The organism is Colwellia echini, assembly GCF_002843355.2.
Lineage (GTDB): Bacteria > Pseudomonadota > Gammaproteobacteria > Enterobacterales > Alteromonadaceae > Colwellia > Colwellia echini.
Genome location: NZ_PJAI02000030.1, coordinates 1 through 26,776 on the forward strand (window position 1 = coordinate 1; position 26,776 = coordinate 26,776).

22 protein-coding genes and 4 tRNA genes are annotated in these 26,776 nt (G+C 36.2%); 6 read left to right on the forward strand and 20 right to left on the reverse strand.

Going from position 1 to position 26,776, the window contains the following annotated elements; all coding sequences use genetic code 11:
• Positions 1–388 precede the first annotated feature (388 nt).
• Together CWS31_RS16205 and CWS31_RS16210 are read left to right on the forward strand one after the other, a co-directional pair.
• The gene (locus CWS31_RS16205; protein ID WP_101345078.1) at positions 389–2,158 is read left to right on the forward strand and encodes an autotransporter assembly complex protein TamA; all 1,770 of its coding nucleotides are present in this window, start codon (positions 389–391) and stop codon (positions 2,156–2,158) included.
• 26 nt (positions 2,159–2,184) lie between these two features.
• Positions 2,185–6,084 carry a translocation/assembly module TamB domain-containing protein gene (locus tag CWS31_RS16210; protein WP_211355856.1) on the forward strand — a complete coding sequence of 1,300 codons (3,900 nt, stop codon included), beginning with the start codon at positions 2,185–2,187 and terminating at the stop codon, positions 6,082–6,084.
• A gap of 146 nt (positions 6,085–6,230) precedes the next feature.
• Here CWS31_RS16210 and CWS31_RS16215 read toward each other — a convergent pair whose 3' ends face one another.
• From CWS31_RS16215 to CWS31_RS16225, 3 genes are all read right to left on the reverse strand, one after another.
• On the reverse strand, positions 6,231–6,530 hold the full coding sequence (locus CWS31_RS16215) for an antibiotic biosynthesis monooxygenase family protein (RefSeq protein ID WP_101345076.1): 300 nt from the start codon (positions 6,528–6,530) through the stop codon (positions 6,231–6,233).
• 145 nt (positions 6,531–6,675) lie between these two features.
• A complete protein-coding gene (locus CWS31_RS16220) occupies positions 6,676–7,479 on the reverse strand; it encodes an ion transporter (protein WP_101345075.1) in 804 nt (267 codons plus the stop codon).
• Between the two features lie 135 nt (positions 7,480–7,614).
• Complete coding sequence (locus CWS31_RS16225) at positions 7,615–8,070, reverse strand: YaiI/YqxD family protein (protein WP_101345074.1); 456 nt, start codon at positions 8,068–8,070, stop codon at positions 7,615–7,617.
• 96 nt (positions 8,071–8,166) lie between these two features.
• Between CWS31_RS16225 and CWS31_RS16230 the strand changes: the two genes are divergently transcribed.
• Positions 8,167–8,520 (forward strand): MGMT family protein, encoded by a 354-nt coding sequence (locus CWS31_RS16230; RefSeq protein WP_101345073.1) that lies wholly within the window; start codon positions 8,167–8,169, stop codon positions 8,518–8,520.
• A 205-nt stretch (positions 8,521–8,725) separates the two neighbouring features.
• On the opposite strand, the gene CWS31_RS16235 is transcribed toward CWS31_RS16230, so the two are convergent.
• From CWS31_RS16235 to tpx, 8 genes are all read right to left on the reverse strand, one after another.
• Positions 8,726–9,370, reverse strand: a complete 645-nt coding sequence (locus CWS31_RS16235) for a hypothetical protein (RefSeq protein WP_101345072.1) — start codon at positions 9,368–9,370, stop codon at positions 8,726–8,728.
• Positions 9,371–9,498: 128 nt separating this feature from the next.
• The gene (locus CWS31_RS16240) at positions 9,499–10,263 is read right to left on the reverse strand and encodes a DUF6174 domain-containing protein (protein ID WP_101345071.1); all 765 of its coding nucleotides are present in this window, start codon (positions 10,261–10,263) and stop codon (positions 9,499–9,501) included.
• A gap of 39 nt (positions 10,264–10,302) precedes the next feature.
• Entirely contained in the window at positions 10,303–10,524 is a 222-nt protein-coding gene (locus CWS31_RS16245) for a hypothetical protein (protein WP_148747780.1), read from the reverse strand.
• A gap of 31 nt (positions 10,525–10,555) precedes the next feature.
• A complete protein-coding gene (locus CWS31_RS16250; RefSeq protein ID WP_246143583.1) occupies positions 10,556–11,386 on the reverse strand; it encodes an abortive infection family protein in 831 nt (276 codons plus the stop codon).
• Between the two features lie 115 nt (positions 11,387–11,501).
• Positions 11,502–12,989 (reverse strand): P-loop NTPase family protein, encoded by a 1,488-nt coding sequence (locus tag CWS31_RS16255; RefSeq protein ID WP_101345068.1) that lies wholly within the window; start codon positions 12,987–12,989, stop codon positions 11,502–11,504.
• A gap of 2 nt (positions 12,990–12,991) precedes the next feature.
• Positions 12,992–13,747, reverse strand: coding sequence for a hypothetical protein (locus CWS31_RS16260; protein ID WP_148747781.1), 756 nt, complete (start codon positions 13,745–13,747; stop codon positions 12,992–12,994).
• A 585-nt stretch (positions 13,748–14,332) separates the two neighbouring features.
• Complete coding sequence (locus CWS31_RS16265; protein ID WP_101345066.1) at positions 14,333–14,830, reverse strand: Hsp20 family protein; 498 nt, start codon at positions 14,828–14,830, stop codon at positions 14,333–14,335.
• A gap of 305 nt (positions 14,831–15,135) precedes the next feature.
• Positions 15,136–15,858, reverse strand: a complete 723-nt coding sequence (gene tpx, locus CWS31_RS16270; protein WP_101345065.1) for a thiol peroxidase — start codon at positions 15,856–15,858, stop codon at positions 15,136–15,138.
• Positions 15,859–16,146: 288 nt separating this feature from the next.
• On the opposite strand from tpx, the gene CWS31_RS16275 reads away from it, so the two are divergent.
• Together CWS31_RS16275 and CWS31_RS16280 are read left to right on the forward strand one after the other, a co-directional pair.
• A complete protein-coding gene (locus CWS31_RS16275) occupies positions 16,147–17,313 on the forward strand; it encodes a response regulator (protein ID WP_101345064.1) in 1,167 nt (388 codons plus the stop codon).
• A gap of 103 nt (positions 17,314–17,416) precedes the next feature.
• Positions 17,417–18,385 (forward strand): sensor domain-containing diguanylate cyclase, encoded by a 969-nt coding sequence (locus tag CWS31_RS16280; protein ID WP_101345063.1) that lies wholly within the window; start codon positions 17,417–17,419, stop codon positions 18,383–18,385.
• 79 nt (positions 18,386–18,464) lie between these two features.
• Here the strand turns inward: CWS31_RS16280 and lnt are convergent, their stop codons facing one another.
• The 5 genes from lnt to miaB form a co-directional block, all read right to left on the reverse strand.
• A complete protein-coding gene (gene lnt, locus CWS31_RS16285; RefSeq protein WP_101345062.1) occupies positions 18,465–20,132 on the reverse strand; it encodes an apolipoprotein N-acyltransferase in 1,668 nt (555 codons plus the stop codon).
• Positions 20,125–21,003: a CorC family transporter gene (locus tag CWS31_RS16290; RefSeq protein WP_101345061.1), complete on the reverse strand. Its 879-nt coding sequence runs from the start codon at positions 21,001–21,003 to the stop codon at positions 20,125–20,127. Before CWS31_RS16290 ends, lnt begins: the two co-directional genes overlap by 8 nt.
• 132 nt (positions 21,004–21,135) lie before the next feature.
• Positions 21,136–21,603 (reverse strand): rRNA maturation RNase YbeY, encoded by a 468-nt coding sequence (gene ybeY, locus CWS31_RS16295; protein ID WP_101345060.1) that lies wholly within the window; start codon positions 21,601–21,603, stop codon positions 21,136–21,138.
• A gap of 5 nt (positions 21,604–21,608) precedes the next feature.
• Positions 21,609–22,634, reverse strand: a complete 1,026-nt coding sequence (locus CWS31_RS16300) for a PhoH family protein (protein ID WP_101345267.1) — start codon at positions 22,632–22,634, stop codon at positions 21,609–21,611.
• A 166-nt stretch (positions 22,635–22,800) separates the two neighbouring features.
• A complete protein-coding gene (miaB, locus tag CWS31_RS16305; RefSeq protein WP_101345059.1) occupies positions 22,801–24,243 on the reverse strand; it encodes a tRNA (N6-isopentenyl adenosine(37)-C2)-methylthiotransferase MiaB in 1,443 nt (480 codons plus the stop codon).
• 308 nt (positions 24,244–24,551) lie between these two features.
• On the opposite strand from miaB, the gene CWS31_RS16310 reads away from it, so the two are divergent.
• A complete protein-coding gene (locus tag CWS31_RS16310) occupies positions 24,552–25,745 on the forward strand; it encodes an FAD-dependent oxidoreductase (RefSeq protein WP_101345058.1) in 1,194 nt (397 codons plus the stop codon).
• A gap of 151 nt (positions 25,746–25,896) precedes the next feature.
• Here CWS31_RS16310 and CWS31_RS16315 read toward each other — a convergent pair.
• The 4 genes from CWS31_RS16315 to CWS31_RS16330 form a co-directional block, all read right to left on the reverse strand.
• A tRNA-OTHER gene (locus tag CWS31_RS16315) sits at positions 25,897–25,998 on the reverse strand.
• A gap of 175 nt (positions 25,999–26,173) precedes the next feature.
• Positions 26,174–26,258: transfer RNA gene (locus tag CWS31_RS16320), tRNA-Leu, on the reverse strand.
• A 306-nt stretch (positions 26,259–26,564) separates the two neighbouring features.
• Positions 26,565–26,639: transfer RNA gene (locus CWS31_RS16325), tRNA-Gln, on the reverse strand.
• Between the two features lie 62 nt (positions 26,640–26,701).
• Positions 26,702–26,776 (reverse strand) — tRNA-Gln (locus CWS31_RS16330).

The following is a 26,776-nucleotide window of genomic DNA, read 5'->3' on the forward strand; positions in this document are numbered from 1 at the left end:
GTAATACGGATAATTAAGGCTGTTGTAGCATTTTGCTTATCCCGAACTCAGGTTACAATACATCAATTAACTTAAATAATACCAACCCAACTAATTAAGTGATCTTTTAAAATGGCTTAAATATCCAATAACATCGTTGCTTTCAATCCTAATAGCCAGCTATTGCTCAATCAAGCGCCTTGTTCTTGAATATTCATCCTCATTAAAAATTGATCACTTAATTAATCCGATTGGTATAAATAGCCTCGACAGTTAATAGCGCTAAATTTATAGTAACTAGGTATAGATAGATAGTTTTTTTAGCGTAAAACAGTAGTATCTGTAAAAGCTGGTTTCCTGTTATGCTATAAAGACTTAATAGTTTCAGGTACCTTGGTAATCTATCTAAATGCAATACAGTGTTTTTATATTTTTTTTATTATTGTTTGTATCTCCTTTAGCATTTTCGGATAGCTTTTCGCTTAAGATCACAGAAGATTTACCTGCCGCAGTAAAACAAAATATTAATGCTCATTTAGGTGAGTTGCCTAAAACCGAAAGTGAACGAACTGCATTTGTTTATTCAGCTAAAAAAAACACCTTAAATGCAGTTAAAGCGTTAGGGTATTACCGCGCAAAAGTCTCTACCTCTGCGATTGATTTTGTTGCAGCAGAACAAAATAAAAATAATGATAATTGGGTATTTGTTATTGATGTTGTGTTAAATAAGCCGGTAGTAATTAACGAATTAGCCATTGTTGTTTTAGGTGATGCCAGTAACGATGTTGAATTTACTAAGCTGGTTAACAATATCCCTATTAAAGTAGGCGATACCTTAAATCACGGCGTTTATGAAAACGTTAAATCAGACTTGCTTTCCTTAGCTTTAGCTCGAGGATATTTTAATAATAAATTTATTAAAGCGAATATAGCCATTCAAAAAAACTTACTAACAGCGGCTATTATTATCGAATTTGATAGTGGTCGTCGTTATCGTTTTGGTGAGGTTAATTATAATTTTGATGAATTAAATGCCGATGTTTTAAACGCATTAACTCCGTTTAAAACGGGTGATTTTTATCAGCAACAGCTACTACAAAACTTACAAAGTGAACTTGATACTACCCAATATTTTGGCAGTGTTATTGTTCGCCCAGACATAGATAACTCACAAGAAAGTACTATTCCTATTGATGTGTCGTTAACTAAGGCAAAGCGCCATCAAATAGATTTGGGTTTAGGTTTTGCTACCGATACCAAAGAAAATGTTTCTGTCGGTTGGAAAACACCTTTGGTAAATCGTTACGGTCATCGTCAAGAAACCAAAGTCTCTTATTCAACCATAAATCCGACAGGCTATTTTATTTATAGTATCCCGTTATCACATCCCAACAATGACGTATTACAATTTAAAGCCTTAGTTGAAGAAAACGATTTTGCTGATCTAACCAGTAAGTTTATGATTTTTCAAATAGGTCGAGTTTACCTTAAAGATCAAATGTTACGACAACCCTATGTTAGGCACCTCACTGAAAAGTGGGATGCTGATGGTGTAGCTAATAAAGCAGAATATTTTATCCCTGGCATGACCTGGTCTGATAAAACTTGGGAGGGCTCAGCGCTAAACCCTAGTGATGGATTTCGTGAATATTACAGTGCGGAAGGGAGCTATGAAGCATTAAATTCACAAACTTCTTTTTTACGTTTAAATGCACAGTGGAAATATATTACTACTTTTGCCTTGAAGCATCGTTTTGTGACAAGAGCGGAGCTTGGCTACATTATTGCCAAAGAAGATGTAGGCGAAGCGCTTTCGCCATCACTGCGTTTTTATGCTGGTGGCGATCAAAGTATTCGAGGTTTTGCTTACCAATCTGTAGGGCCTGAAGTAACCCTAAGTGAGCCTGGAAACTCAGGTGATACTATAGTAACCGGTGGTACAAATTTGATTGTTGGTAGTCTAGAGTATCAATATTATTTTACTGAGCACTGGCGCGGGGCATTATTTACTGATGGCGGTAGTGTTAACAATGTTAATAAACTTGATTTAGTTTATTCTGTTGGCACAGGTATTCATTATATTTCGCCCGTCGGGGCTATCCGGTTTGAAGTGGGTTACCCCATAAGTGAAGAAGATCCTTCTTTGCGTATTCATTTTACTATTGGTACCGAGTTATGAGTTATCAACGATTCAGCCTTGGGCTAATGAGTATTATCACCGGTTTGCTTTGTTTTTTTGCTGTTCTTCTATCAACTCCATGGGGAGCTGAGGTAACGATATTTGTTGTCAATAAAGTTGCTCCTATTCACATTGAATATAAAAGTGGTGCGCTTTTACGTGGTTTACGATTAAGCGAGCTTAGTGTTAATAACGAGCAAACGAGTGCCAAGCTTAGTAATATCCATTTGCAACTACATTTACGTTGTCTTTGGAAAAAACAGCTGTGTGTTGATGAGCTGAGCATTGGCGAACTGAATGTTGTTATTAAAGAAAGTGGATCTACTACGCCTGAGCCAACAACAGGCGATATCATACTTCCATCGTTACCGGAACTACCATTTACCTTACAAGTAAAGCGATTTTCTTTAGCGAGATTAAATATTGAAAACCGAAGTTTTTCCCTTGCCCTAAACGATTTTTCAACGGCACTTTTTATGAGTGATGTGGCGATCAGAATTGAGCAGGCAACATTAGATAAATTACATTATAAAATACTTGAAGTATCTTCTTCAGCGACAAGTAACAGCAAGGTAGTTAAGACAACTCAAGGTGTAAATAACACGCAAGTTAATGGCACATCAAGCAGTAAAACGAGTAACCTTGATTGGCCTTTAGCGACACTACCGAAAGTAACTATACCCTTTAGCCTATCAATACAGCCTTTTACTCTTAATAGCTTAATAGTAACTGAAGTTTTTAAAGACAGTGAATATAAAACGCTAGTCGCGTTAAATAATACCAGAGCACGCTTAACCTGGTTTAGAAGTAAGTTATCTATAAAAAAACTTTCATCAACATCTGTAACCGTAAATAATGATGCTTTAATAGATGACATTTCTTTAAGTGGTGATGTCGATCTTTCTATACCTTACCGCCTTGATTTAACACTTATTAACAGTTTTAAAAACAGTGTTGCTTTACCACAACTTAATGACACATCACAAACATTGACTTTAAATGGCGATCTGGCAAATTTGACTATAGTGGCAACAGGTGAAGGGGCATTAACTTTTTCCACAAAAGGCGATATTGCTTTAACGGATCCTAATTTACCTTATAAGATCGACGCCGAAGTGAGTCAGTTTATTTTGCCAACCGAGCTCACCGAACAACTTCCTATATCTATAACGCCGAGTGTTTTTGCACTGCAGAGTGAGGGAGATATTAATCAACAAATGGTTAATTTTAAAAGTGAATTTAGTGGTTTAGGTTATGAAAATGTAGCACTTGAATTAGTGGCGACTCATCAAGAAAGTAACATTAAAATACAAACGCTTCATTTACAAGACCTTCACGCTGCTAATGATTTAATGCTCACAGGTGCGCTTGATGTAGGACAAGAGTTCGCATGGGATATTAACCTAAATACTACAGGATTCACCTTACCTGACATAAACCCTAATATAGCGGGAAGAATTCAAGGTAACCTTAATAGCCAAGGCTTTTGGCACGATGAAAAATGGGCCGTTACGGTTAGTAACTCTATTATTAAAGGTGAACTAAACAAGCGACCTCTTAATATTAAAGCTAATATAGACATGAACCATAACGGCAGTGTAGGGCAAAGTGACTTGCTTATTGAATATGAGAATATTGCGTTAACCTTAACCGGCTATAGCGACGAAGAATGGCATATTAATGGTAGTGCAACGATAGGTAATACCGCATTATGGCTTGATGATATATCGAGCCAACTAAGTAGCAAAATTAATGTTTCAGGGCCTATTCAACAACCTAAAATAAATTTACAAGGGACACTTACTGATTTTGTTGTGGCGAATGTTGCGAGTGATAAAATTAATATAGATGCGCAGTACAGCCCTTTAAATAACCACCTGCATGAAATTAAAGTGACTAGCGCCCAAGTTGATGTTGATGAACACACGATTAATAGTGTGCAGGTATCAAGTGTCGGTGATTTAATAAAACAACAAGTTGCGTTAGCTTGGCAAGGGGACTCAAGTATCGATTTAATTATTGATAGTGTTTATTCTACAGCTAAGTCGCAGTGGCAAGTACATACCAGTAATACCGCTTTTACGTTTGATGACATTAATTTTAAAACCAATAAACCGTTACAACTCACCTATAAAGAACTAAGCCAAGCGTTAGTTATTAATAAACATTGTTGGTTAGTTGAGGCTTCGCAATTATGCCTTACCAAAGATAGTGAGTTAAGTGCAGAGCAAGGTAAAGTACCATTAACAATTGATGTTGAAACGGGTTTGTTAAATGCTTTTATGCCAGACAATACTTTTATCAAAAGCACTATAAATGGACAAATAGCTATTGATTGGCAACAGGGAAATTTACCTTCCGCTATCGCCGATTTAAACATAAGCGAAGGAGACTTTCAGTTAAGTTCGGCAGGTGAGTTACATCCTCTATTGGCATGGCAAAAAGGGCATGTAAACTTTAAATTACGCAACAATACTGTTGATGGCAAGGTAAGTTTTACCCGCGCAGATGGCGTTGAAGTGGTTAATGCAAGTACTCGTATATTATTGGCTAATGCTGATACTAGTAGTCAGAGCAAAGTTAAGCAGAATGAAGTTAAGCAAACTAAAGCTAACCAGAGCAAACTTAATAGCCAAGTTGAAAAGCAAGCTGAACCACAGAGAACAGACAATAACGTCGTTGCGAGCCAAATAATTATTAAAGATTTTAATTTATTGCCTTTACATGTTTTTGTACCTGAGTTAGGGGCATTGGAAGGTTTAGTAAATAGTAATATCAGCATTAAAGGGGATTTATTATCTCCTGAAATTAATGGTGATTTAACGCTTACTGAAGGCAAAACTAATTTGTCAGGTGATCTTAATGGTATAGAAGATATTCAACTTGCGATTAACTTTTCTGGTCAACAAGCTGTTATTAATGGAGGCGTTAATATTAATGAAAAGCCCGCAACAATCACTGGTAATGCTGATTGGAAAACTGAATTTCAGGCAAATGTGAACTTTGATGGCGAATCATTACATTTGTCTGTACCACCCGATCTAACTTTAACACTTTCTCCTCACCTCAGCGCGCAACTAAAAACAACTTCGCTTAATTTAACGGGTAGTGTTGAAGTGGTTGAAGGCAAGTTATCTGTTGATAAACTGCCGCAAGGTAGTGTTAGTTTAAGTAAAGATGTCGTGATGGTTGGTGATAAAGGGGAGAGCGAAAGTGAAAAGAAACCTTTTGAAATTTCAACGGATATTCGAGTGCTTATTAAAGATGTTTTCAAGGTTGAAGGACAAGGCTTTATTGGGCGACTAGGAGGCGAATTACAGGTGAGTCAATTAGCAGGTCAACCGTTACAGCTTTTCGGAGGCTTGAGAATACCTGAGGGGCGTTATCGTGCATACGGGCAAGATTTGTCTATTACCAAAGGGGCTATTTCGTTTAATGGCCCTGTGAACAACCCTTATGTATCAATACAAGCGACCCGCAGTATTGAAAAAGAAGATGTTACTGTCGGTGTTGATGCAACTGGTTTGGCCAATAATCTAAGTATAAAATTATTTTCTAAACCGACCATGCAACAATCTGAAATACTCTCTTATTTAGTGCGAGGTAGAGCCTTAGATGCTGAAGCTAGTACTGGTAGTGCAGCAATAGGTATGGCGTTAGGTACAGCAGTAACCAATTACTCTGGGGTATTAACACAATTAGAAAAATTACCACTTATTAATCGAATTGAAATCGACGGTGATGATGAACAAGCGTCAATTGCTGGTTATTTAGGGGATCAAATATATATTAAATATGGTGTTGGCGTTGTTGAGCCTATTAATGAGTTGACGGTCAGGTTTTATATTTTGAGCCGTCTTTGGCTTGAAACCGTGACCAGTTTAGAAAGCTCGGCCAGTATTTATTACTCTTTCGATATCAAATAATGGGTTTTCGGTAATTTAAATTAGCTCAACTTAAATTACATAACCCAACTTAATTCAACTAAAATAGGTAAAGCCCACGTTGCTTTCACTTCTAACAGCCCGTGACTGCTATTCAAATATGAGCATTATGAGCCAATTATGTGAGTTTAGCTGTTGAATTTATACTCTCGCTTTATTTCAACAACTTGAACTATATATGAGTCATACCATTTGGCGCGTCCCGTCTCTTGCGCTAAAGTGTGTTCAGCATCACTTTTCCATGCACTGATTGCTTGTGCATTTGGCCAATAAGAAATGGTAACTTCTTGTTCGCCTTCTCCCTCAGTAGCGGAAATAAAGTCTAAACAGCCATACTTTTCAAATGCTAGCTCTCTCATTCTTGTAACCGTTCTCCCGTACTCACTATCTTGAATACCTGGTTTTGCTCTAAATATTACTGCGTACATTGACCTTCCTTGTAAAAGTGAATACCGCTAGGTTAAGTGATATAAAATTTTAATGCTAATAATGAACTCCGAAAACTGTTTCTGATAATTAGTCCCCGGTAAACAGTCCTCGGTAAACAAGCTCGAAGCTAGATAACTGTGCCAGCTAGCTTTTGGGTTTTTCAATGTTTTGATTCGTTAGAATTAAACTTTTTAATTCTCTAATCTCGTTTTGTAACTCGGTCATCGAAGGCTCTTTTTCTTTTTTCATAGCCGAGTGCTCTTCTTCCATAACATTGACGACAATGCCAATAACCATATTTAAAAAGGCAAAAGCGGTAAAGAAAATAAAAGTAAGATAAAAAATCCAAGACCAAGGGTATATTTCCATGGTTTCATATTGAATATCTGTCCAATCTTCAAAGGTCATAATTCTAAACAAGGTCAACATCGAAATAGCGATATCTCCCCACAAAAATGGATTGATATCTTTAAATACATAGCTACCAAAAGCGGCATAGATATAGAAGATAATAAACATCAGTAAAACCACGTAGCCTAATTGCGGCAGGGCTTTTATTAAAGAATTAATTAAGACTCTGAGCTCAGGCACAACCGAGACCATTCGCAATACTCTGAATATTCTAACTAGCCTAGCAAGTAGAGCCATTTCACTGTCATTGATAGGAATTAAGCTGATTGCGACCACGAGGGAGTCAAAGATATTCCAACCTTTTTTAAAAAAATTCTTTTTATCATTATCGGTAATAAATCGAACAGTAAGCTCAAACAAAAAGAATACAGTGATAAAAATATCAAGTACTCCGGTAAGCGAAATTGCTGTGTCGGTGAGTTCAAAGGTTTTAGCGCCAATTTCTAGTGCTGAAATAATAATGACGGCAACAACAAAGAATTCAAATATTTTGTTTTCTTTGAGTTTAGTTAGTTTGTTTTGTATTGTTTCGTACATAATTAATTTATTTTGAAGGTCAGGTGATGCTTATAAAAAGCATTATACGTGATACCAATATAAAGTCGTTTTTTGTTTTATCAAGAGGGCAAATATTTAGTATTAATGACCAATATTTTCGTTAGTTAAAATGGCCTACTGTGATTGCTTAAACTGAGTAATAATTCGGTCTAAATGGTTAGCAAAGTTTTGTCGATCTGTTTGACTTAATGCCGGCGGCCCACCAGATTGCATACCACTAGCACGCATAGTGTCCATGAAGTCTCGAATATTAAGGCGCGACTTTATGTTTTCTTTAGTATACAACTCACCACGAGGACTCAGTGCTGAGCCATGTTTAGTAATAACTTCATCAGCAAGGGGAATATCGCTGGTGATCACTAAATCTTTTGGCTCAACGCGCTTAACAATTTCATCATCGGCTACATCAAAACCACTGGTTACCTGCATAAACTTGATAAAAGGTGACGGCGGTGTGCGAATATGATGATTAGCGACAAATGTGGTAATTATTTTTGTTCTATCTGCGGACTTAAATAAAATTTCTTTTATTACCACAGGGCAAGCATCTGCATCTACCCAAATTTTCATGTTATTCCTTTAGGTCTTGCGACCAGTCGAGCTATGAAGTTAATATTACTATGATACCGTAATTCAACGGGGGTTTAAAAAAACAGGTTAAATATAATGGTAAATAATAGCTACGAAGCTATATGGGAAACAGTACAATTAATTCCTCAAGGTAAAGTTGCCTGTTATGGACAAATAGCCGATTTAGCAGGTTGGCCAGGCAGGGCGAGACTTATTGGTAAAGCCCTGAGTAAAGTACCTGATATCGGCTGGAAAGGAAAACCCGTTCCGTGGCATAGAGTAATTAACTCACAAGGAAAAATATCTTTTCCTGCGGGTAGTGAGCAGTTTGAGCAACAAAGAAATCACTTACAAGATGAACAAGTTGTAGTGATAGGTAGTAGGGTCAAATTAAAAGATTTCCAATGGCAGCCCGATTTAACAGAGATACTGTTTTCGCTAAAGTATTAAATTATCGGCCGAAGTGCTCTTTAAGTTAAATATGAATAGACAATTAGACCCTGTAACAATACCAGTTTAACCACTTAATCACATTAAAACTACCAGTTAAACACTGCCAGTTAAGATCATCCAACACCGTCAGCAAAGTAGACATAAAAGTCAGTCATTTTTAAGTTTTTTGACACCTTAAACACTTGTTATATGCGCATTATCACTAATTACCGTAATACTCATCAACTTGAGTTACTAATTCTCTAATCGGTTTAGCACCATCAAAATACTCTGAACTTTTATTATGGAACTCAATAAAACCCAGTTTGGTTTCAACGTCATATTCACCAAGAGCTTCATCTAAAAAGAGATAACCAAGGTTGCCATAAGTTGTGTGTTCTTTATTGCTGTAATTATCAAAAAACAAAACGACGCCCAATTTATCTTTGTCTTTATATATATTGTAATAAACATCATCAGCTTTAATCGATACATCGCCAAAAGTAAGATCATTCAGTGGGGTTCTTCTAGGACGAAATTTTACTATTGTCCATTGTTTTAATTCGGGTGCTGAGTTAAATAGTAATTCAACCGAAGGAAAGGATTTTTTTATACCACCAGCGCTTAAAACAAACTCTCTTTTACCATTTTCGCGAATAGGGCTAAACTCAAAAGTAATCTTTGGATCTACTTTAGAAAGTGCTAAAGATAATTTATCAAAAGTATTTTCAGTATCCTTTTCAAAATTGAAGATCATATCTTCATTCTTTTGAAACCAAGTCCAAAAATCAGCTTCAACTGATGCATTTGCTTTTGAACCAAATATTGAAAGTATTCCCATAACTACTAATATAACTCCGTGCTTCATAGAATCCTTGCCTGCTAACGAGCTGGTAGAATAACTCGTTTTTATATTATTTATTGATCAAAGTACTCTAACTGGATTATTTTCTTTTAACCAGCAACGAATGGGTGTCCTACTTATCTTCATTATATTTACTGAACTTCAAACTCAGAAACAATAACCCCATCACTTTCTGATAGGTAGCTAAAAGTTACTTTCGTTGGAAAATGATATGTTTGATCAAATTCTAGTGTTGAAAGTTCACAGGACGATGATTCTTCACAACCATGTATTTTCAGAATTAAGTCATCAATAGTAGGAGCATCATCAATTGATAGATCACCTTCAAAATTCCCCGCTTCAATAAACTGGGTATGTAGTACTTCGTCATCTTTTACTTGTATACGCCAAGTACCAATACTAGGAGAAAATCCATTAGTAACGTAATTGAATGAATAAGCTGAAATATTGCTACTTTGCCATTCAGAAAATTCAGTAGTTTTGTTGGCAGTTTCAGTAGTTTCAGTAGTTTCGTTGGTAGAGTGAGTAGAATCACACTCGATAATAGAATAACCAGATTCTTCAAATGGCAGAGTTGATAAGTCAACGAAACCTAAGTTTTCTACTGTAATCAAATCTGAATAGTTAATTGTATGAAGATATATGTTATTGGTGCTTCCACCACAAACATCTGGAAGTGATAACCCAGTAATAACCCCACATTGTGAAGCGGACACTTCAATTGATAAGTCAGTTAAATAAGCGGTGGTTTCAGCTAGACTTACCCCATCATTATTGCATTGTGTATCTCCTTTAGGTATATACACATCAACCAATTCTAGCTCTACTGTAGATGATTTATTATCACATGCTGCGATAAATAAACTAGCGGCAATTAATAAATATTTGAATTTCATAGACGTTCCTTGTTGTAATTTTTCCGTTTGATGTTCTTGTTATGTACACCCATCAGCACCGAACAAAGCAGATAAAAGTCCATTTATTATATCACTGTCCGATTTCTCATGCTTTTGACCACTTCGGCTGTTTTTCTGTTTCCGTTCCTGCTCAGCTTCATGTGAACCTACAACAAAGCCACATCCACTATCTGCAACTTGCTTAGATGTGCATGAAGAAATGAAGATTAAAATGAAAAATGTGATGAGTAATTTAGGCATAACTATCCATGTGTACATAGCACCTTGTATGCTATTTTTTACGCCGCTCATCCCAAGTTTCTAGAACAAAAAGTGCTACTGTATGCGCGGAGTTAATAGCTAAGCGAGCATGCCTTGGCTTAAGGTTGTAAACTTTACGACCTTCACCGTGGGCTGAACTTGCATGCGTGCGGAATGCGCCAATTCCATCGACTATTGACATAATTCCACTTAGAACTCTTTTAAGGTCATCATCTTGAACTAATTTAGTATCGAACCCCAAATCTCCACGAACAACTTTCCAGACGTTTTGTAGGTCTTGTTTTTGTGGTTTACTTAACCCTTCATCAGCTATATAAACTTTAAAAATTGACTCTAATATATTACATGCAGCTGAAACGGCTTCTCTTGGTTCAGAATTAACGTTAGCCAATGCTCTGTTAAATTCAGCATCAATTGATGGAATATCACGCCCTTTAATAAGCTCAGATAAAGCTTTACTTGGCGCGGAACTACCATCGGATAAATGCCCACCAGAAGTATACGTAAGATTGCATTGTTTAAAAATGGATAATAATTTTTCTTTAAACTCTTTTTTATGATTAGTTACATTATGTCCCCACAAAATTTGCTCTTGCTCATCTTGCTCGGGTAACTCCATATGAGTCTCAATTAATTTGCCTAATACCTTTAACGGATAATCACATTCTTTATTGATTATTCTGAGCCATGATTGAACCTTTACAGGTTTTGATCCTTCAGGAGGATCACCAGGGGCATCTGCATATAAAAACAAATTGTCGAGGCTCGCGTGCGTTTCTATATCGGGAAGGTTTTGAGAAACAACTGCAATAACTGGGGCTGGGATTTCTTTTTTCATCATACCTCGAAAGTTTGACTAAATAGCTAACGCCTTGCTAAGCGGAAAATAACGGTTGGCTATAATCGCGAAGCGATGGCCAACTGTTATTTTTCCGTTTAAGCAACTTGTTAACTGCCTACATCCAAATTGCTTGGTTAACAGTACTTCTAATACGTTTTAATGTTTGAGGACCAATCATTGGTAATTTTAGTAACTCTTCGTCGGTAGTATTTACCAATTCTTCGAGTGTTTTTATATTATTGCCATCAAGTAAGCCAACCATATAATTAGTTAAACCATATGGATATGCATTGGATTTTTTTAGAACCTTTATTTCTTTACTTAATATTCCTAATTCATGCTCAAGCGAAGGTTCAGGTAATTCAAGTTTATATAGTTCGCTTCCTCGATGAAATTCAACAGCGTCATCTTTAAATGAAAGCCATTTCTCTTCAATAGCATTATTAATACGGCTATGCTCCAGATATTCAGTTATATTACATAAATTAAGTACATAACGTGTGCCACGGCCTCTAGATTTCATTCCTCTGGAGACTTCTTTCCTCGCGATAAAACCCACATACTCTAAAATTTCTAAAGGCTTATTTAATCTTTGAGCTATCTCTCTCAAAATAATAACTGAACGTTCTCCTTTCTCTCCCGATTTTTCAAATAGTATCTCAGCTATGCTTTGGGCAGGTTGAACCATTGGTTCATAAACTCCAAGCTTAGGCTCAATTTCCTCTAAAAGAGGCCAGAAATAGTTATTCGATAACTGTTTAAATGCTTCTGATATATGGGTTAACGTCACGGATGTTGAGCCATTTATCGAAGTAATCAGTTGGTTACAGCTATAAATAAATGAGCGCATATTTCCAAGAACAGCTACTCCCATCAATTTACAAACAGCAGGCTTTGGTAAAGCTTTACTAAATTTCGAATCATCTAAAGATACTGTAAACCGACGATTTAAAACCTCTACAAATAAATTATCAAAATCAGAGGCTGTTTCAGAACGGTTTACATCGATCACTGTTGCATCATTATACACATCAAACCTAGTTCCAAATTTAGTAACACCAGGGTAAATAGAAGCTTTACATGAAATAGAATTATTAGATAATGTTCTAAAAATATCGAAGAAATCAGATAAACTTGTTTCTCGCCCAATGTGTGCCGCATCATCGAAAAGCAATACTATTCGCTTCGAAAGAGAAGATGCAACTTGAATCAATATTTGCTGTAATTCTGAAACCGTATAAGCACTAGTTTCAACCTGTACTTCTGGTAATTGTTTTGTAATTTGGTCAATAACCAACTTACAAAATAGTTCAATATATTGGGCACCAGATGTTCTTAGCAGATCTAAATGCCTCAAACTTACATATATACCAACCGCAGTACCTTTAATATTCTTTGGATAGAGGCCCATAGATGCTTCAATCATTAGAGCACTTTTACCACAACCACGAGCCCCTTTCAGTAATACAGGACCATGCGCTCGTAGTTTAGATATGCATTTTTTATCTTGGCTAGTAAAAAAGTGATACTCAGCAAATTCTTCTGAATCAAAGTCTTCGGCAGCAAGAACTAAAGAGTTATCCTCATATACTTCATATTCCATAATTAGGTAAGCTCCAATTCTTGTGATTTTTTATAATCACTGAAACATTGTTCCAGTAATTCATTTTTATAGGCATAAGGGACTTGTGATATTAACAAGCTTAAAGACGAAATAATATATAGAGTGTCATTCAATATATTTAATACCGTATCCCTATCTAATATAGATTCTTGCGGTACCAATAATTCATGATGAACACCTTTCGAAAGAGATGAGTATGCAGTATTAATTTTAGACTTAATAGATTCGACAACCCCTTTAGGGTCAGTGTTACTAATTTGGGTAAACCACAACCCCATAGTGTCTTCACTACCTTCATCAATTACTTTTTGAGCACTGTCTTTAAGCACAAGTTCAATTTGGTATGCACCTAAAATAGCTCTAGTTGGATCTTTTAATGATTTATCTTCCCACAAATTGGAAACAGCTTTATCAACGATATCACCTTGCCACCTAATAGAAGATGAATGTGGCTTACCTAGGTCATAATCTGATTGCTCTTGTTTCTTTTTCATTAAAAGCGTTTTGAATGGATCTAATCGTCCCACAAGTGCAGTCACGCTCAACTCTAACATTGAACGCCCTAAATATGGACCGTACAATCCAATTTTATCATCAGATAAGCTTTGTAAAGCAACTAACTCTAAAACAACCTTTTTTAATGAAACAGATAGGTGTTTTAGTATCTTATCTATTTCATTTTCATCATTAAATTCAGAACCACAAACTAGCTTTATAAAGCAATCTACTTCTTCCAATTTAAACTCCATTTAATCGTAAAAATACACCCAAGGAATACATAGGCAGTTAACAGCTTATTCAAATGAAAAATTCCTTCTATCTACAAAATGAAATTTTCCACGTGATTTTTAAATATCATCGAGAATACGTCACTATTCAAATTATATCAATAACTTAAAAATCCCCCTAAATTGGCTGGTGTGTAAAAGGAGGTAGCTTACATTATTTGTTGTTGAAAGAAGGGAATAAATGGATTTGTATTTATATGCGGTATCAATACTGTAGTTATTCGATATATGTTTATGGCAGTTTCAGGCTACAGGTGTTCTTTTGCATAATCACAGCATTAGAGAACTTGTCATTGGTTAAGTGGTACGTTGTATGTGTTGAATGGCTATAGCTGATGCAATTACATAGCACGTTTACATCACATAACTACATCATATAGCTACATTACAAAGTTACATGGAGCAGTTACATCGCATAGCTACATGGCGTAGGCACATGTTATTTTCCGTGAGGATTATTGCTTACCATTAAAACAAAAAAGCCCAGTCAAAGACTGGGCAAAACATAACAGGGGATATGAAAAAAATTAAGTACTACGAATCTCCATTTAATAAGCTTTTACCGTTAATGGCTATTTTTCTTGGTTTTAACGCTTCTGGAATTTCTCTTTCTAAATCAATATGCAATAAACCATTCTCCATCGAAGCACCAACAACTTTAACATGATCACCTAATTGAAATTTACGTTCAAAATTACGCTCTGCAATCCCTTGATGTAAGAATTGACGAGGTTTTTTATTGGTACTAGCAGCTCCGTTGATAGCCTTATTATCGGCATCTTGGCTATTAGTGTCTAATTTTGTACCAATAACAATTAAACTGTTGTCTTTAGATTCAATGTCAATGTCTTCATCTCTAAAGCCGGCTACAGCCATAGTGATACGATATTGATTTTCGGCCAATAACTCGATGTTATAAGGCGGGTATGATGATTGTTTTCCAGGTTGCGAGGCTTTATCAATTAAACCTGCTAAGTGGTCAAAACCAATAAATGAACGATATAGTGGGCTGAAATCTGTGGTGTTACGCATAATAATTTATCCTATGATATAGCAATAATATGATTATTATTTTAAATAAGTTGGTCGTTATTTTTAGCTTTGCTTTGACAATAAAAGCGATTACTGAACAAAGTGTTAATAAGCGCTAAAATAAGCTTACCATTTAAAATAATGCTGCCTTTCACAATGAACAGGCAAGTTAATTGTGTAGCCCCTTACGGCGACTACATAATTAAAGATGGGATTGTTTGCTATTTTTTCAAGAATAAATATTAAGTTATTTATTATTTATTAAGTATTGAATGGTTAACTTATTGTTTTTAAGTTGTTTTATTTTAAGGTTTTTTTTGTGCCGGTAACGGCTTTGGTTGTTCAACCACTAATTTTTCTTCGGTAACATTACCAATAGTTACCGTTTCAACCACAGTATCAACAACAAGAACTGGGGCTGTATACCTTACTTTAGAAAGTGCTTTGTCATAATCCGGGTGCTGTGAAATATTAGGTACAATCTCTTTATAAACGATTTTACCTTTTTCATTAATGATAAAAACGGCACGCGTAAGTAGACCCATATCTTTAATTAATAAACCATATTTAGTGCCAAAATCACGCCAAACAGAATCAGACAATACCTTGATGCCCTCAATATTTTCAACATCACAAAACCGTTTTTGCGCAAAAGGGAGATCATTACTAATCGTTAAAATAGTAATATTTTCAGGTAATTTCGCTGCTTCTTCGTTAAAACGTTTAGTTTGAATTGAGCATACTCCAGTATCTAAACTTGGTACCGCTGAAATAAGTATGGTTTGCCCAAGAAAGTCTTTTAATCGAACCGGAGAAAAGTTTTTATCAACTACTTTAAATTGCGGGGCAGGTTGGCCAATTTTCACTTGTTGACCTAAAAGAGTGATGTATTTTCCTCCAGCTTTTACAAGATTTTGCGTGGAATCAAGTTTGCTTGCGTCAAAATTGAAACTGTAACTTGCCGCAGAAAAAATAAAACTGGTGATAATTAAAGTAGATAAGATAATGTTTGAAGTAGAAAATTTCATCGTTTCTTGAAAATATTATTGAGTATGCCCTGATATTAGCGTTTTCCCGAAATAAATTCTATAAATTCAGCTTTTTCATTGTGTTTTATATTGAATAAACTATGGTTATAAATACTTGCTAACTAATTATCCACTTGGTTTAGCTGTTGTTTATTTAGGTATTTTTATAGCTGTTTTTTATAGGTTTTTTTATAGGTATTGTTTATTCGATTTTTTAATTAATTTATCTTACCTATGATTCGAATATTTAAGTACTGATTATATGTTTATTTAAGGCTCAATTTTTATATGACCACTAAGTTGTTAATTTGTGATGATTCTAATATGGCGCGCAAACAAGTTGCTCGCTCATTACCTGATGGTTGGGATGTTGAGATAAGTTTTGCTACTAATGGAGCAGAAGGTGTTGAAGCAATAAAAGCAGGTAAAGGAGATGTGCTCCTACTTGATCTTAACATGCCAGTAATGGATGGCTATGAAGTACTTGAAGCTATTTTGGCGCAAGACTTACCCACCATAACGGTGGTTATTTCTGGTGACATTCAACCTGAAGCACACAAGCGTGTTACAGGCTTAGGAGCACTAGGCTTTATTCAAAAACCAATCAATAAAGATATTCTCACCAAAGTACTTTCAGACTATGGCGTTTTTTCTAATGAAGACCTTAATGAACTACAAGATAGTGATGAAACGTCAAAAACGTCTTCGACCACTGCTGTCAATACTGATGTTACAGCTGAGACTGTTGTTGAAGAGGTAGTAGAGACAATCGAACGCGTCACTCCAACTGTTAATCATGATCTTGAACACTCGCAAGTTCTCTCTGAAGTTGAAACACCGGCTGATGAACCTGAAATTTCACTGTCTGCTGATATGCGTGATTGCTATCAAGAAATAGCAAATGTTGCAATGGGGCGTGCAGGAGATTTATTAGCTCGCTTATTGAATGTATTTGTTGAATTACCAATCCCTAATGTTAATTTCATTGAAGTGAGTGAACTTCGCATGGCATTAAAAGATATTGAAAACCATGAAAGTACTTCAGGTGTTTGCCAAGGGTTCATTAGTGCTGGTATATCAGGCGAAGCATTATTAATTCTTAACGACTCAAGCTTTAAAGATGTAGCATCATTAATGAATTACCAATATGCAGAAGATATGGGTACAGAATTAGAGCTATTAATGGATTTAGCTAATGTGCTAATTGGTGCTTGTTTAAAAGGAATGTCTGAGCAGCTTGATATTCAATTTAGCCAAGGCCATCCTGAAGTACTTGGCCAGCATAGACAAATATCAGAGTTAATTGCCAACAACGCTAATAAGTGGAAAAAAACTCTCGCAATTGAAATTAGTTATAGCATTGAAAATTATCCAATCAAGTGTGATCTGTTATTACTGTTCACTGAACAATCGATGCAAACCCTCAATAATAAGTTAGCCTATTTGATTGATTAACCATGTGTTGAACAAAGAGTGTTGAACAAAAATGACTGCTATATGCATATTAAAAAATAAAAAAGCATGAGCTAGTACAATCAGGCGATATTAGGAATTGGTTATGACGTTAGAAAAATCACAATTAAATGAACTGCATTGGTTAATGGAAATGTTACATAACATTGATGTTGGCCTAGTGGTATTAGATAGAGATTTTACCATTCAAATATTTAATGGTTTTATGGAAAACCATAGCGGGTTATTACCCAGAGAAGTAAAAGGTAAATTGATCTTTGATAAGTTTAAAGAGATCCCTAAAGAATGGTTTACCCGCAAAGCTGAATCGGTATTTTTACTTAAAAACAAAGCGTTTAGTATCTGGGAGCAAAGACCTTACTTATTTAAGTTTGATAGCTATCGCCCCGTTACTGGTAGTGCAGACTTTATGTATCAAAATACGACTTTTATCCCGCTACTTAACTCAACAGGAGATGTTAGTCACCTGTGTTTAATTGTTTATGACGTTACTGATACAGCAGTAAATAAAATAAGCTTAAAAAAAGCTAATGATGAGCTAGCTATTTTGAGCCAAACCGATGGCTTAACTCAATTATTTAACCGTACTCATTGGGAGTCATGCCTTATTGCCGAGTATAAGCGCTGGACGCGAAGCGAACATGCTAGCTCGTTGGTGATGATAGACATAGACCATTTTAAACAAGTTAATGACTCTTACGGGCATATGGTTGGAGATGAAGTTATTCGGCACCTTTCTGGTTTAATACGTCAACATGTACGTGAAACCGATGTGTGTGGACGTTATGGTGGTGAAGAGTTTTCTATTTTATTATCAGACACGCCACTTAAAAATGCTTATATCTTTGCTGAACGACTGAGGAAGGAAGTAGAAAATTCAATTGTTATTTATAATGATATTGAGCTTAACTATGCGATTAGTATTGGCGTTGCCGAAGTTGATAAGAGTATGAAAAATTATACTACTTGGATTGAATCTGCAGATGCTGCGTTGTATTGCTCAAAAGAGACTGGTCGAAATAAAACCTCATTACATACCAATAAAACACAGTAAAACAAACTTATAAATGAGCTCCCCTTAAATCACTAAAATTTAGAGGGGAGTGCTCGGAGTAGTTTCTAGGTTATCGCTCCTAAGCCTTAAACCCTAAAGCCTTTATTAATATAATTGGCAGAATTATCATCAACCATAATATTGCGTTTGGCCATTGGCTGTACGGAGTAAAACCGCTAACAAAATCAACCTTACCGCGAAGCACATATTCTTCAAATTGAGGTGCTATTGCCGTTACATTACCTTGTTGATCAATAATGCCGGTAACACCATTATTAGTTGCCCTTAACACTGGGCGGCCAAACTCTAATGCGCGCATTCTGGCTATTTCAAAATGCTGATGCGGACCATGTGAATCACCAAACCAGGCATCATTACTCACCGTCAAAATCATTTGCGTTTCTTTGGTTAAGTTAGCGGCTAACTGACTTGGGAATGCGATTTCAAAACAGTTTAATGGTAATATAGGAATGTTTTTGGCGATTAAGTTTGGTTGAACGTAATCTCCTGCTGAGAATGAAGATTGTGGTAAATTAAAAAATGGCGCAATAGGGCGCAGTAACTCTTGAAAAGGTACAAACTCACCAATAGGCAGTAAGTGGTTTTTATAATATCGATTACTATGGTTGTAATAATAGCCTTGTTTATCCTCAGTATTTTTCTTACCAAGGACAAGCATAGCGTTATAATAAGCGTTTTCTTGATAACTGTAATTGAGTAAACCTGTAATAATAGCGCTGTTATTTAATAGTGCTAATTGGTTTACGTTACTTAAATAATCTTGAATTGTTGGCTCTAACGCTGTGATGGCTGATTCAGGCCAAATAATTAAGTCGGCATCAGAGTTGAGTTGAGTTAACGCTAAATACTTCTCCATAATGGGCCATTCTTCATCTGGCTGCCATTTTAGGGATTGGGTTATATTTCCCTGAATAAGTGCTACTTTGGTTGACTCACCCGTTAAAGTGGTCCAATGCTGTTGGCTTAATATACCGCTGGTTATTGTTATTCCAATGAGAATTGCCAGTGGCGCACTTACGCTAATTAAACGGTGCTTGGCTACATTATTTGAAGTACTGCTATTTGCAATACCACTATCAGATATATGAACATCTGCAGCATTATTATTAAGGTTAATTTTGCTAAAAATAACAAGGTATAATTTAACTAAACAAATATTTATTAATAGCACTATTGCGGTTATGCCTACTTCGCCAATAACAGGGGCGAAACTGGCCAAAGGGCTATCAATTTGACTGTAACCAAGTGATAACCATGGAAAGCCAGTTAATACTACAGAGCGTAAGTATTCACAAAACAGCCATATCGATGGCAATAACCATAAGTTCAGTTGTTTTGTTTTAGAAATTTTAGCTGTTAAATAACCCGCTAAAGCTGGGAATAATGATAAGTATAAACAAAGTGCCAGCATAAGAAGTAGTGAGAATACTAGTGGCATACCACCAAACTGCTCAATACTGACATGCACCCAACTAATACCGCTTGTAAACCAACCTAGAGCAAATAAACCGAGTTTTTTGGTGGCCAGTTTTGGCGCAGCAGATCTAATTTGGTAAAGCACTACACTAGGTAGAACTAGAGGTAACCACCAAATTGAAAACGGCGCGTAAGCAAACACTAAGAAAAAACCACTGAAAAAACAGAGCCAATGACTTGGTGTTGATAACGTATTTTTTAGGCTATTTAATTTTGATCTAAAAGTTGAAGCGGTATTTGAGCTAGTCACTTATTTTACCGTTTATTTTGTGACCTTTAGGCACAGTTACTTGCAACATTTGCATGCGTCTGTTGTCTGCTACCAGTACTTTAAATTCAAATTTATCTAAACTGAGTACTTCACCTTTTTCTGGCATATGATTAAATTGGCGTAAAACGATACCACCAATAGTATCAACGTCAGACTCTGTAAAGTTAGTTTTGAAGTATTCGTTAAAGTCATCAAGCTCTGTTAATGCTTTAACTAGGTATACTTTACCAGCTAAATGTTTAATTTCTTCTTCAATATCATCATCGGTTTCATCTTCAATTTCGCCAACGATTTGCTCTAAAATATCTTCAATGGTGATAACGCCTGAAACGCCACCATATTCATCAACAACAATAGCCATATGGTATCGATCAGAGCGAAATTCTTTTAATAAAGGTTCAACTTTCTTACTTTCAGGGACAATAATGGCAGGTCGAATAATATCACGGAGGCAAAAGCTATCACTTTGTGCCTGAAAGCCAAAGGCGAGTAGATCTTTGGCTAAGAGAATGCCTTCAATATGGTCAATATCTTCATTAATTACGGGAAAGCGAGAGTGACCAGACTCTAGGATAACAGGTAAAAACTCATCTAGGTTATGGTTTATGTCAATAGTAACCATTTGCGAACGAGGGATCATTATTTCTCGAACACGCATTTCAGATACGTCTAAAACACCTTGGATCATTTGTTTAGTTTCTGGGTTGATTAACTCTCGCTCTTGCGCATCGTTTAACACATCAACTAATTGATCTTTGTTTCTCGGCTCAGGCGTTAATACATTCATTACTTTGCGTAAAAATGATTTGTTGCTTGAACCGTTACTAGAATGGGGGTTGTCATCGCTCATAGAGCTATTTGTATTCCTATATTAATGGATAGATATATGCTTATCATTAGGGAAATAGTTTAGTTAACGTATTACCGATAAAGCACGGTTTTAATTGATATTATTTTAATATTATTACTTAAAATTAGTAACTTATTGTTCAATGTAAGGGTTGTTTATCCCTAATTTTTCTAAAATAGTAATCTCAAGTGATTCCATTTCTAATGCTTCACTGTCACTTATATGATCAAAGCCAACTAAATGCAAGCAACCATGTACAACAAGATGTGCCCAATGATCAAATAAGGCTTTGTTCTGTGTTTGCGCTTCTTGCTGCATAATTTCAATACAGATTATTAAGTCACCTAATAAGTTAAGTTCAATACCTTCAGGGACTTCAAAAGGAAAAGATAATACGTTAGTCGGTTTATCTTTGCCTCGGTATTGATTATTTAACTGCTGGCTTTCATCGCTATTAACTAGGCGTATGGTAAGTTCAAAGTTTTGCTTAGGATCACTGCTCACAGCATTTAATGCAGTATCAACCCAAAGTTGAAACTGCTCTGAGCTTGGTAATGCTGTTGGAGTACAAGCTATTTGTAAGTCGATATCATGAGGCATGCGTGTTAATCACTCTGCTCATCATTTGTTTTGTTAGCATTTTTTTCAGCCGCTTGCTGCGCTATTTTTTTTGCGTGCTTTTCTCTATTCATTTTTTGATCATGACTATCATAAGCATCAACAATACGGGCAACAACAGGATGGCGAACCACATCTTTTGATTGAAAGAAGTTAAAGCTAATACCGTCGATGTCTTGTAGCACTTCAATCGCGTGACGAAGACCTGATGATTGATGACGAGGTAAGTCAACTTGGGTTATATCGCCAGTTATAACAGCACGAGAATTAAAGCCAATACGGGTTAAAAACATCTTCATTTGTTCAACCGTAGTATTTTGGCTTTCATCTAAAATAATGAAAGCATCATTAAGAGTTCTACCGCGCATATAAGCCAATGGCGCAACTTCAATGACGTTGCGTTCAATTAATTTCTCTACTTTTTCAAAACCAAGCATTTCAAATAATGCATCATAAAGCGGTCTTAAATATGGATCTATTTTCTGCGTTAAATCACCTGGCAAAAAGCCGAGTTTTTCACCCGCTTCAACCGCTGGGCGGGTAAGTAATATACGGCGTACTTCTTGACGCTCTAATGCCTCAACCGCACAAGCTACTGCTAAATAAGTTTTACCAGTGCCGGCTACACCAACACCAAAGCTAATATCATTAGTTATGATGTTTCGTACATAGTCTTGTTGATTACCATTACGTGGTTTAATAGTGCCACGTTGGGTTTTGATGGTAATTATATCATCGAATTTTTTATCAATGTGATTACTTAACTCAGAGGTTAAGTTATCGTTAGTTTGGTCTTGCTCAAGACAGTTTGCATTTAAAATAGCGAGATGTACCATTTCTGCCGTAATAACTTTATCTTTGCCATTAACTGTTTGGCTTTCTATGTAAAGATTTTTTAATACATCAACAACAGCTTTAGCATTAAGCGGCTTACCTACAACCGTAAACTCATTGCCACGATAACTAACTTCTACACCTAAACGGCGTTCAATGGTTTTTAAGTTATCATCCATAGGGCCACATAAATTGGCTTGTCTATGGTTGTCTACCGGATCTAAACTAAACACTTCTTTACTTAGTTTTAATGATTTATCGGTTGCTGTTGTCAATTTTACCTCAACTTATTTATTAAATGGTTAATGTTACTTTACTGTCTTTAGTGATTAATACTACTTAGCTTTATGGCGTAAAAGTACCTACACCTAGCTCATCAAGATTACTTGGCGTCGCTGTGTGATGGTTATTTGCTAAAATATCAGCAGGAGAGTGAGCAATACGTAAGCCCATATCTTTTTCTTCTCTTACTAATTCACCACGTAATGAGTTGGCAATTACATCAGTGATTTTAATATCAACAAATTGGCCAATCACACTGTGCGGAGCAACAAAATTAACGGTACGGTTGTTTTCTGTTTTACCACGTAGCTCCATCGGATTTTTTCTTGATGGGCCTTCAACCAACACGCGTTGCTCTGTATTAAGCATTTGTCTAGCAATACGTAATGCTTGATGGTTTATTTGGTCTTGTAATACTTTTAAGCGATCTTTTTTCACTTGATCACTAATATCATCAGGTAAATCTGCTGCTGGTGTACCAGGGCGAGCACTGTAGATGAAGCTAAAGCTGATATCAAAATCAACCGCTTTAATTAAGTTCATAGTGTCGTTAAAATCTTCATCAGTTTCGCCAGGGAAACCAATAATGAAATCTGAAGACATTGATAAATCAGGACGTACCTTTTTTAATTTACGAATTTGTGATTTATATTCAATAGCGGTATGGCCACGTTTCATTTGGGTAAGAATGCGATCACAACCACTTTGTACCGGTAAATGTAAGTGATTTACTAGTTCCGGTACATCTTTATAAGCTTCAATAATGTCATCAGTAAACTCAACAGGGTGAGACGTGGTGTAACGTATTCTATCAATACCATCAATGGTTGCTACTAAACGTACTAAGTCAGCAAAGCGACAAATACTTCCATCGTGCATTTCACCGCGATAAGCATTTACATTTTGACCTAATAGATTCACTTCACGAACACCTTGAGAAGATAGTTGTGCTATTTCGTATAACACATCATCAAGTGGGCGACTAACTTCTTCGCCACGTGTATAAGGCACAACACAGAAAGTACAGTATTTACTACAACCTTCCATAATTGACACAAAAGCGCTAGCACCATCGGCTTTAGGCTCAGGTAAACGGTCAAATTTTTCTATTTCTGGAAAACTAACATCAACAATTGGGCTACTGGTACGTGCTAATTGATTAATCATTTCAGGCAAACGATGTAATGTTTGTGGGCCAAAAACCATGTCAACAAACGGTGCACGTTGACGAATTGCTTTACCTTCTTGTGAGGCAACACAACCACCAACACCTATCAATAAGTCAGGTTTCTTATCTTTTAGTGTCTTCCAACGACCTAGTTGATGAAATACTTTCTCTTGTGCTTTTTCACGAATAGAGCAAGTATTTAGTAAAATAACATCGGCATCTTCTGCCTCTTCAGCCAAGGTGAAACCATGGGTTGAATCTAACAGTTCGGCCATCTTCTGCGAGTCATACTCGTTCATTTGACAGCCCCAAGTTTTGATATATAGCTTCTTACTCATTACTTTACTCTTCACACGCGATTATACTGAAAAATGCCCAAGCAAACCCAGTACTGATAAAAGGAGGCGTATTTTATACCAATTAAGTTCTAAATTCGAATTAATACGACAACAAGTTGTAAATGGTTTTGATATTTTAAGTTTAAGCTCTAAAAGCATTATTTATTGTTTCTCGTTATATCGCGATTTATTTAACTTTATCAAGGTGTTGAATAGATTATTTATTAAAAAAATAAAGCGGTCGATAATCAAGGCTCTGTTCGGTAAAATAACCTTATATCTGATAATCACATAGAATTTTTAAAAGTATGGAACATTTTGATTGTGTCGTCATTGGCGGCGGAATGGTAGGCGCAACAAGTGCTCTGACACTTGCACAGCTTGGACTTAAAGTCGCGTTAGTTGAAAAGTTTACACCGAAACTTTTTACCGCCGAGCAAGCATTTGATTTACGTGTATCAGCTATTTCCATTGCTTCTGAAAACTTACTCACCCAAGTTGGTGCATGGCAACACATTCAGCAATGGCGAAGTTGTCCATATAAGCGTTTAGGGGTTGGTGAATCTGGAAGTACTTACACTGAGTTTAATGCGAAAGATATTGAGCAACGACATTTGGGACATATTGTAGAAAACCGCTTATTACAACTTGCCTTATGGCAGGAAATTGAAAAATTAGAGAATATACATTTATTTTGCCCTGAGAGCTTAGAAGCTCTAGATCAAACAACTGATAAAGCTATTGTAACCTTAACGAATAGCATCTTAACGGCTAAGTTGGTGGTAGGCGCAGACGGTGCACAATCGAAAGTTCGACAAATGTCTGGAATAGGCATTACAGGGTGGGACTATAAGCAATCTGCGATGTTAATTAATGTAGAAACGTCATTAGCACAACAAGATATTACTTGGCAGCAATTTGCTCCCACAGGACCTGTCGCATTTCTACCTTTAGCAGGTACAAGTGACTTAGGCGGTTACGGTTCATTAGTTTGGTATCATCAGCCTGATGAGATTGCTCGTCTTGCAGCACTATCTAATATCCAGCTTAAACAAGAGATATTAAAGAACTTTCCAGAAAAGCTTGGCGATATAAATGTGATTGCGAAAGGAAGCTTCCCGTTAACACGCCGACACGCCAATACCTATCAACATAAACGAGTATTGTTGTTAGGCGATGCAGCTCACACTATTAGCCCAATGGCAGGGCAGGGAGTCAACTTAGGCTTTAAAGATGTATTGGCTTTACAACATGTTATAGCAGAAGCCATTGATGGTGGTGAAGCTTGGTATGATGAACAGGTACTTGCGCGTTATGAGAAAGCACGACGAAGCGATAATTTATTGATGATGTCAACAATGGATGCATTATACCTAGGCTTTAGTCATCCATCCCCCGTTGTTAAAGGGCTACGTAATTTAGCTTTATTAGCGATAAACAAAGTACCGGTACTTAATAGCACAATAAAAAATAAAGCATTAGCTTATGCGTGTGGTTTGTAAGGTAAATATAATTTAAGAATAATATTGCAGATGAGTAAACATACTTAACTGTATTTTATCTGAAAAGTTGCAAGCTAGATTTTTGATCTTTATCGTTCAGGTGATTTACTTTGAACTTAGAAAGGTTTTACTTAGAGAATAATTTCATAAATGGTACGGGTCAAGAGACTTGAACTCTCACATCTTGCGATACTGGAACCTACTCTCTAATAGAAAGCAGCGCGTCATTGTTTTTCAATTCCGCCAAACCCGCATAACCTTCAAGTTTTAAAGAGACTTAAACTATTCATCTTGTGATACCGGAATCGTACTTAACTAAATATAGCAGGCATAAATTTACTCTTGTACGGAAGAAATTAATGTTAAATATTAAAAGAGAATATTTATAACTAGGAGATAAAGATAGGATAAACTAAGAGTTTTTTAAATGGTACGGGTCAAGAGACTTGAACTCTCACATCTTGCGATACTGGAACCTAAATCCAGCGCGTCTACCAATTCCGCCAAACCCGCATAACCATCAAGTTTTAAAGAGACTTGAACTCTCACATCTTGCGATATTGGAACCTACTCTCTAATAGAAAGCAGCGCGTCATTGTTTTTCAATTCCGCCAAACCCGCATAACCATCAAGTTTTAAAGAGACTTGAACTCTCACATCTAGCGATACCGGAACCTACTCTCTAATAAAAAAGTAGCGCGTCATTGTTTTTCAATTCCGCCAAACCCGCATTGTATCCAAAAGTTTACAGAGTTATTTAGCTCTAGACACTAAAAAAGTTACTAAGAATAGTAACTTTATTATTTGCATATATAAATATGGCAGGGATAAGAGGATTTGAACCTCTGAATGACGGGATCAAAACCCGCTGCCTTACCGCTTGGCTATATCCCTACAGGGAGGTAAAATACATTAACTGCTTTTTATTGTTACTTATAATGAAGTTAAATAAAAAGTGGCAGGGATAAGAGGATTTGAACCTCTGAATGACGGGATCAAAACCCGCTGCCTTACCGCTTGGCTATATCCCT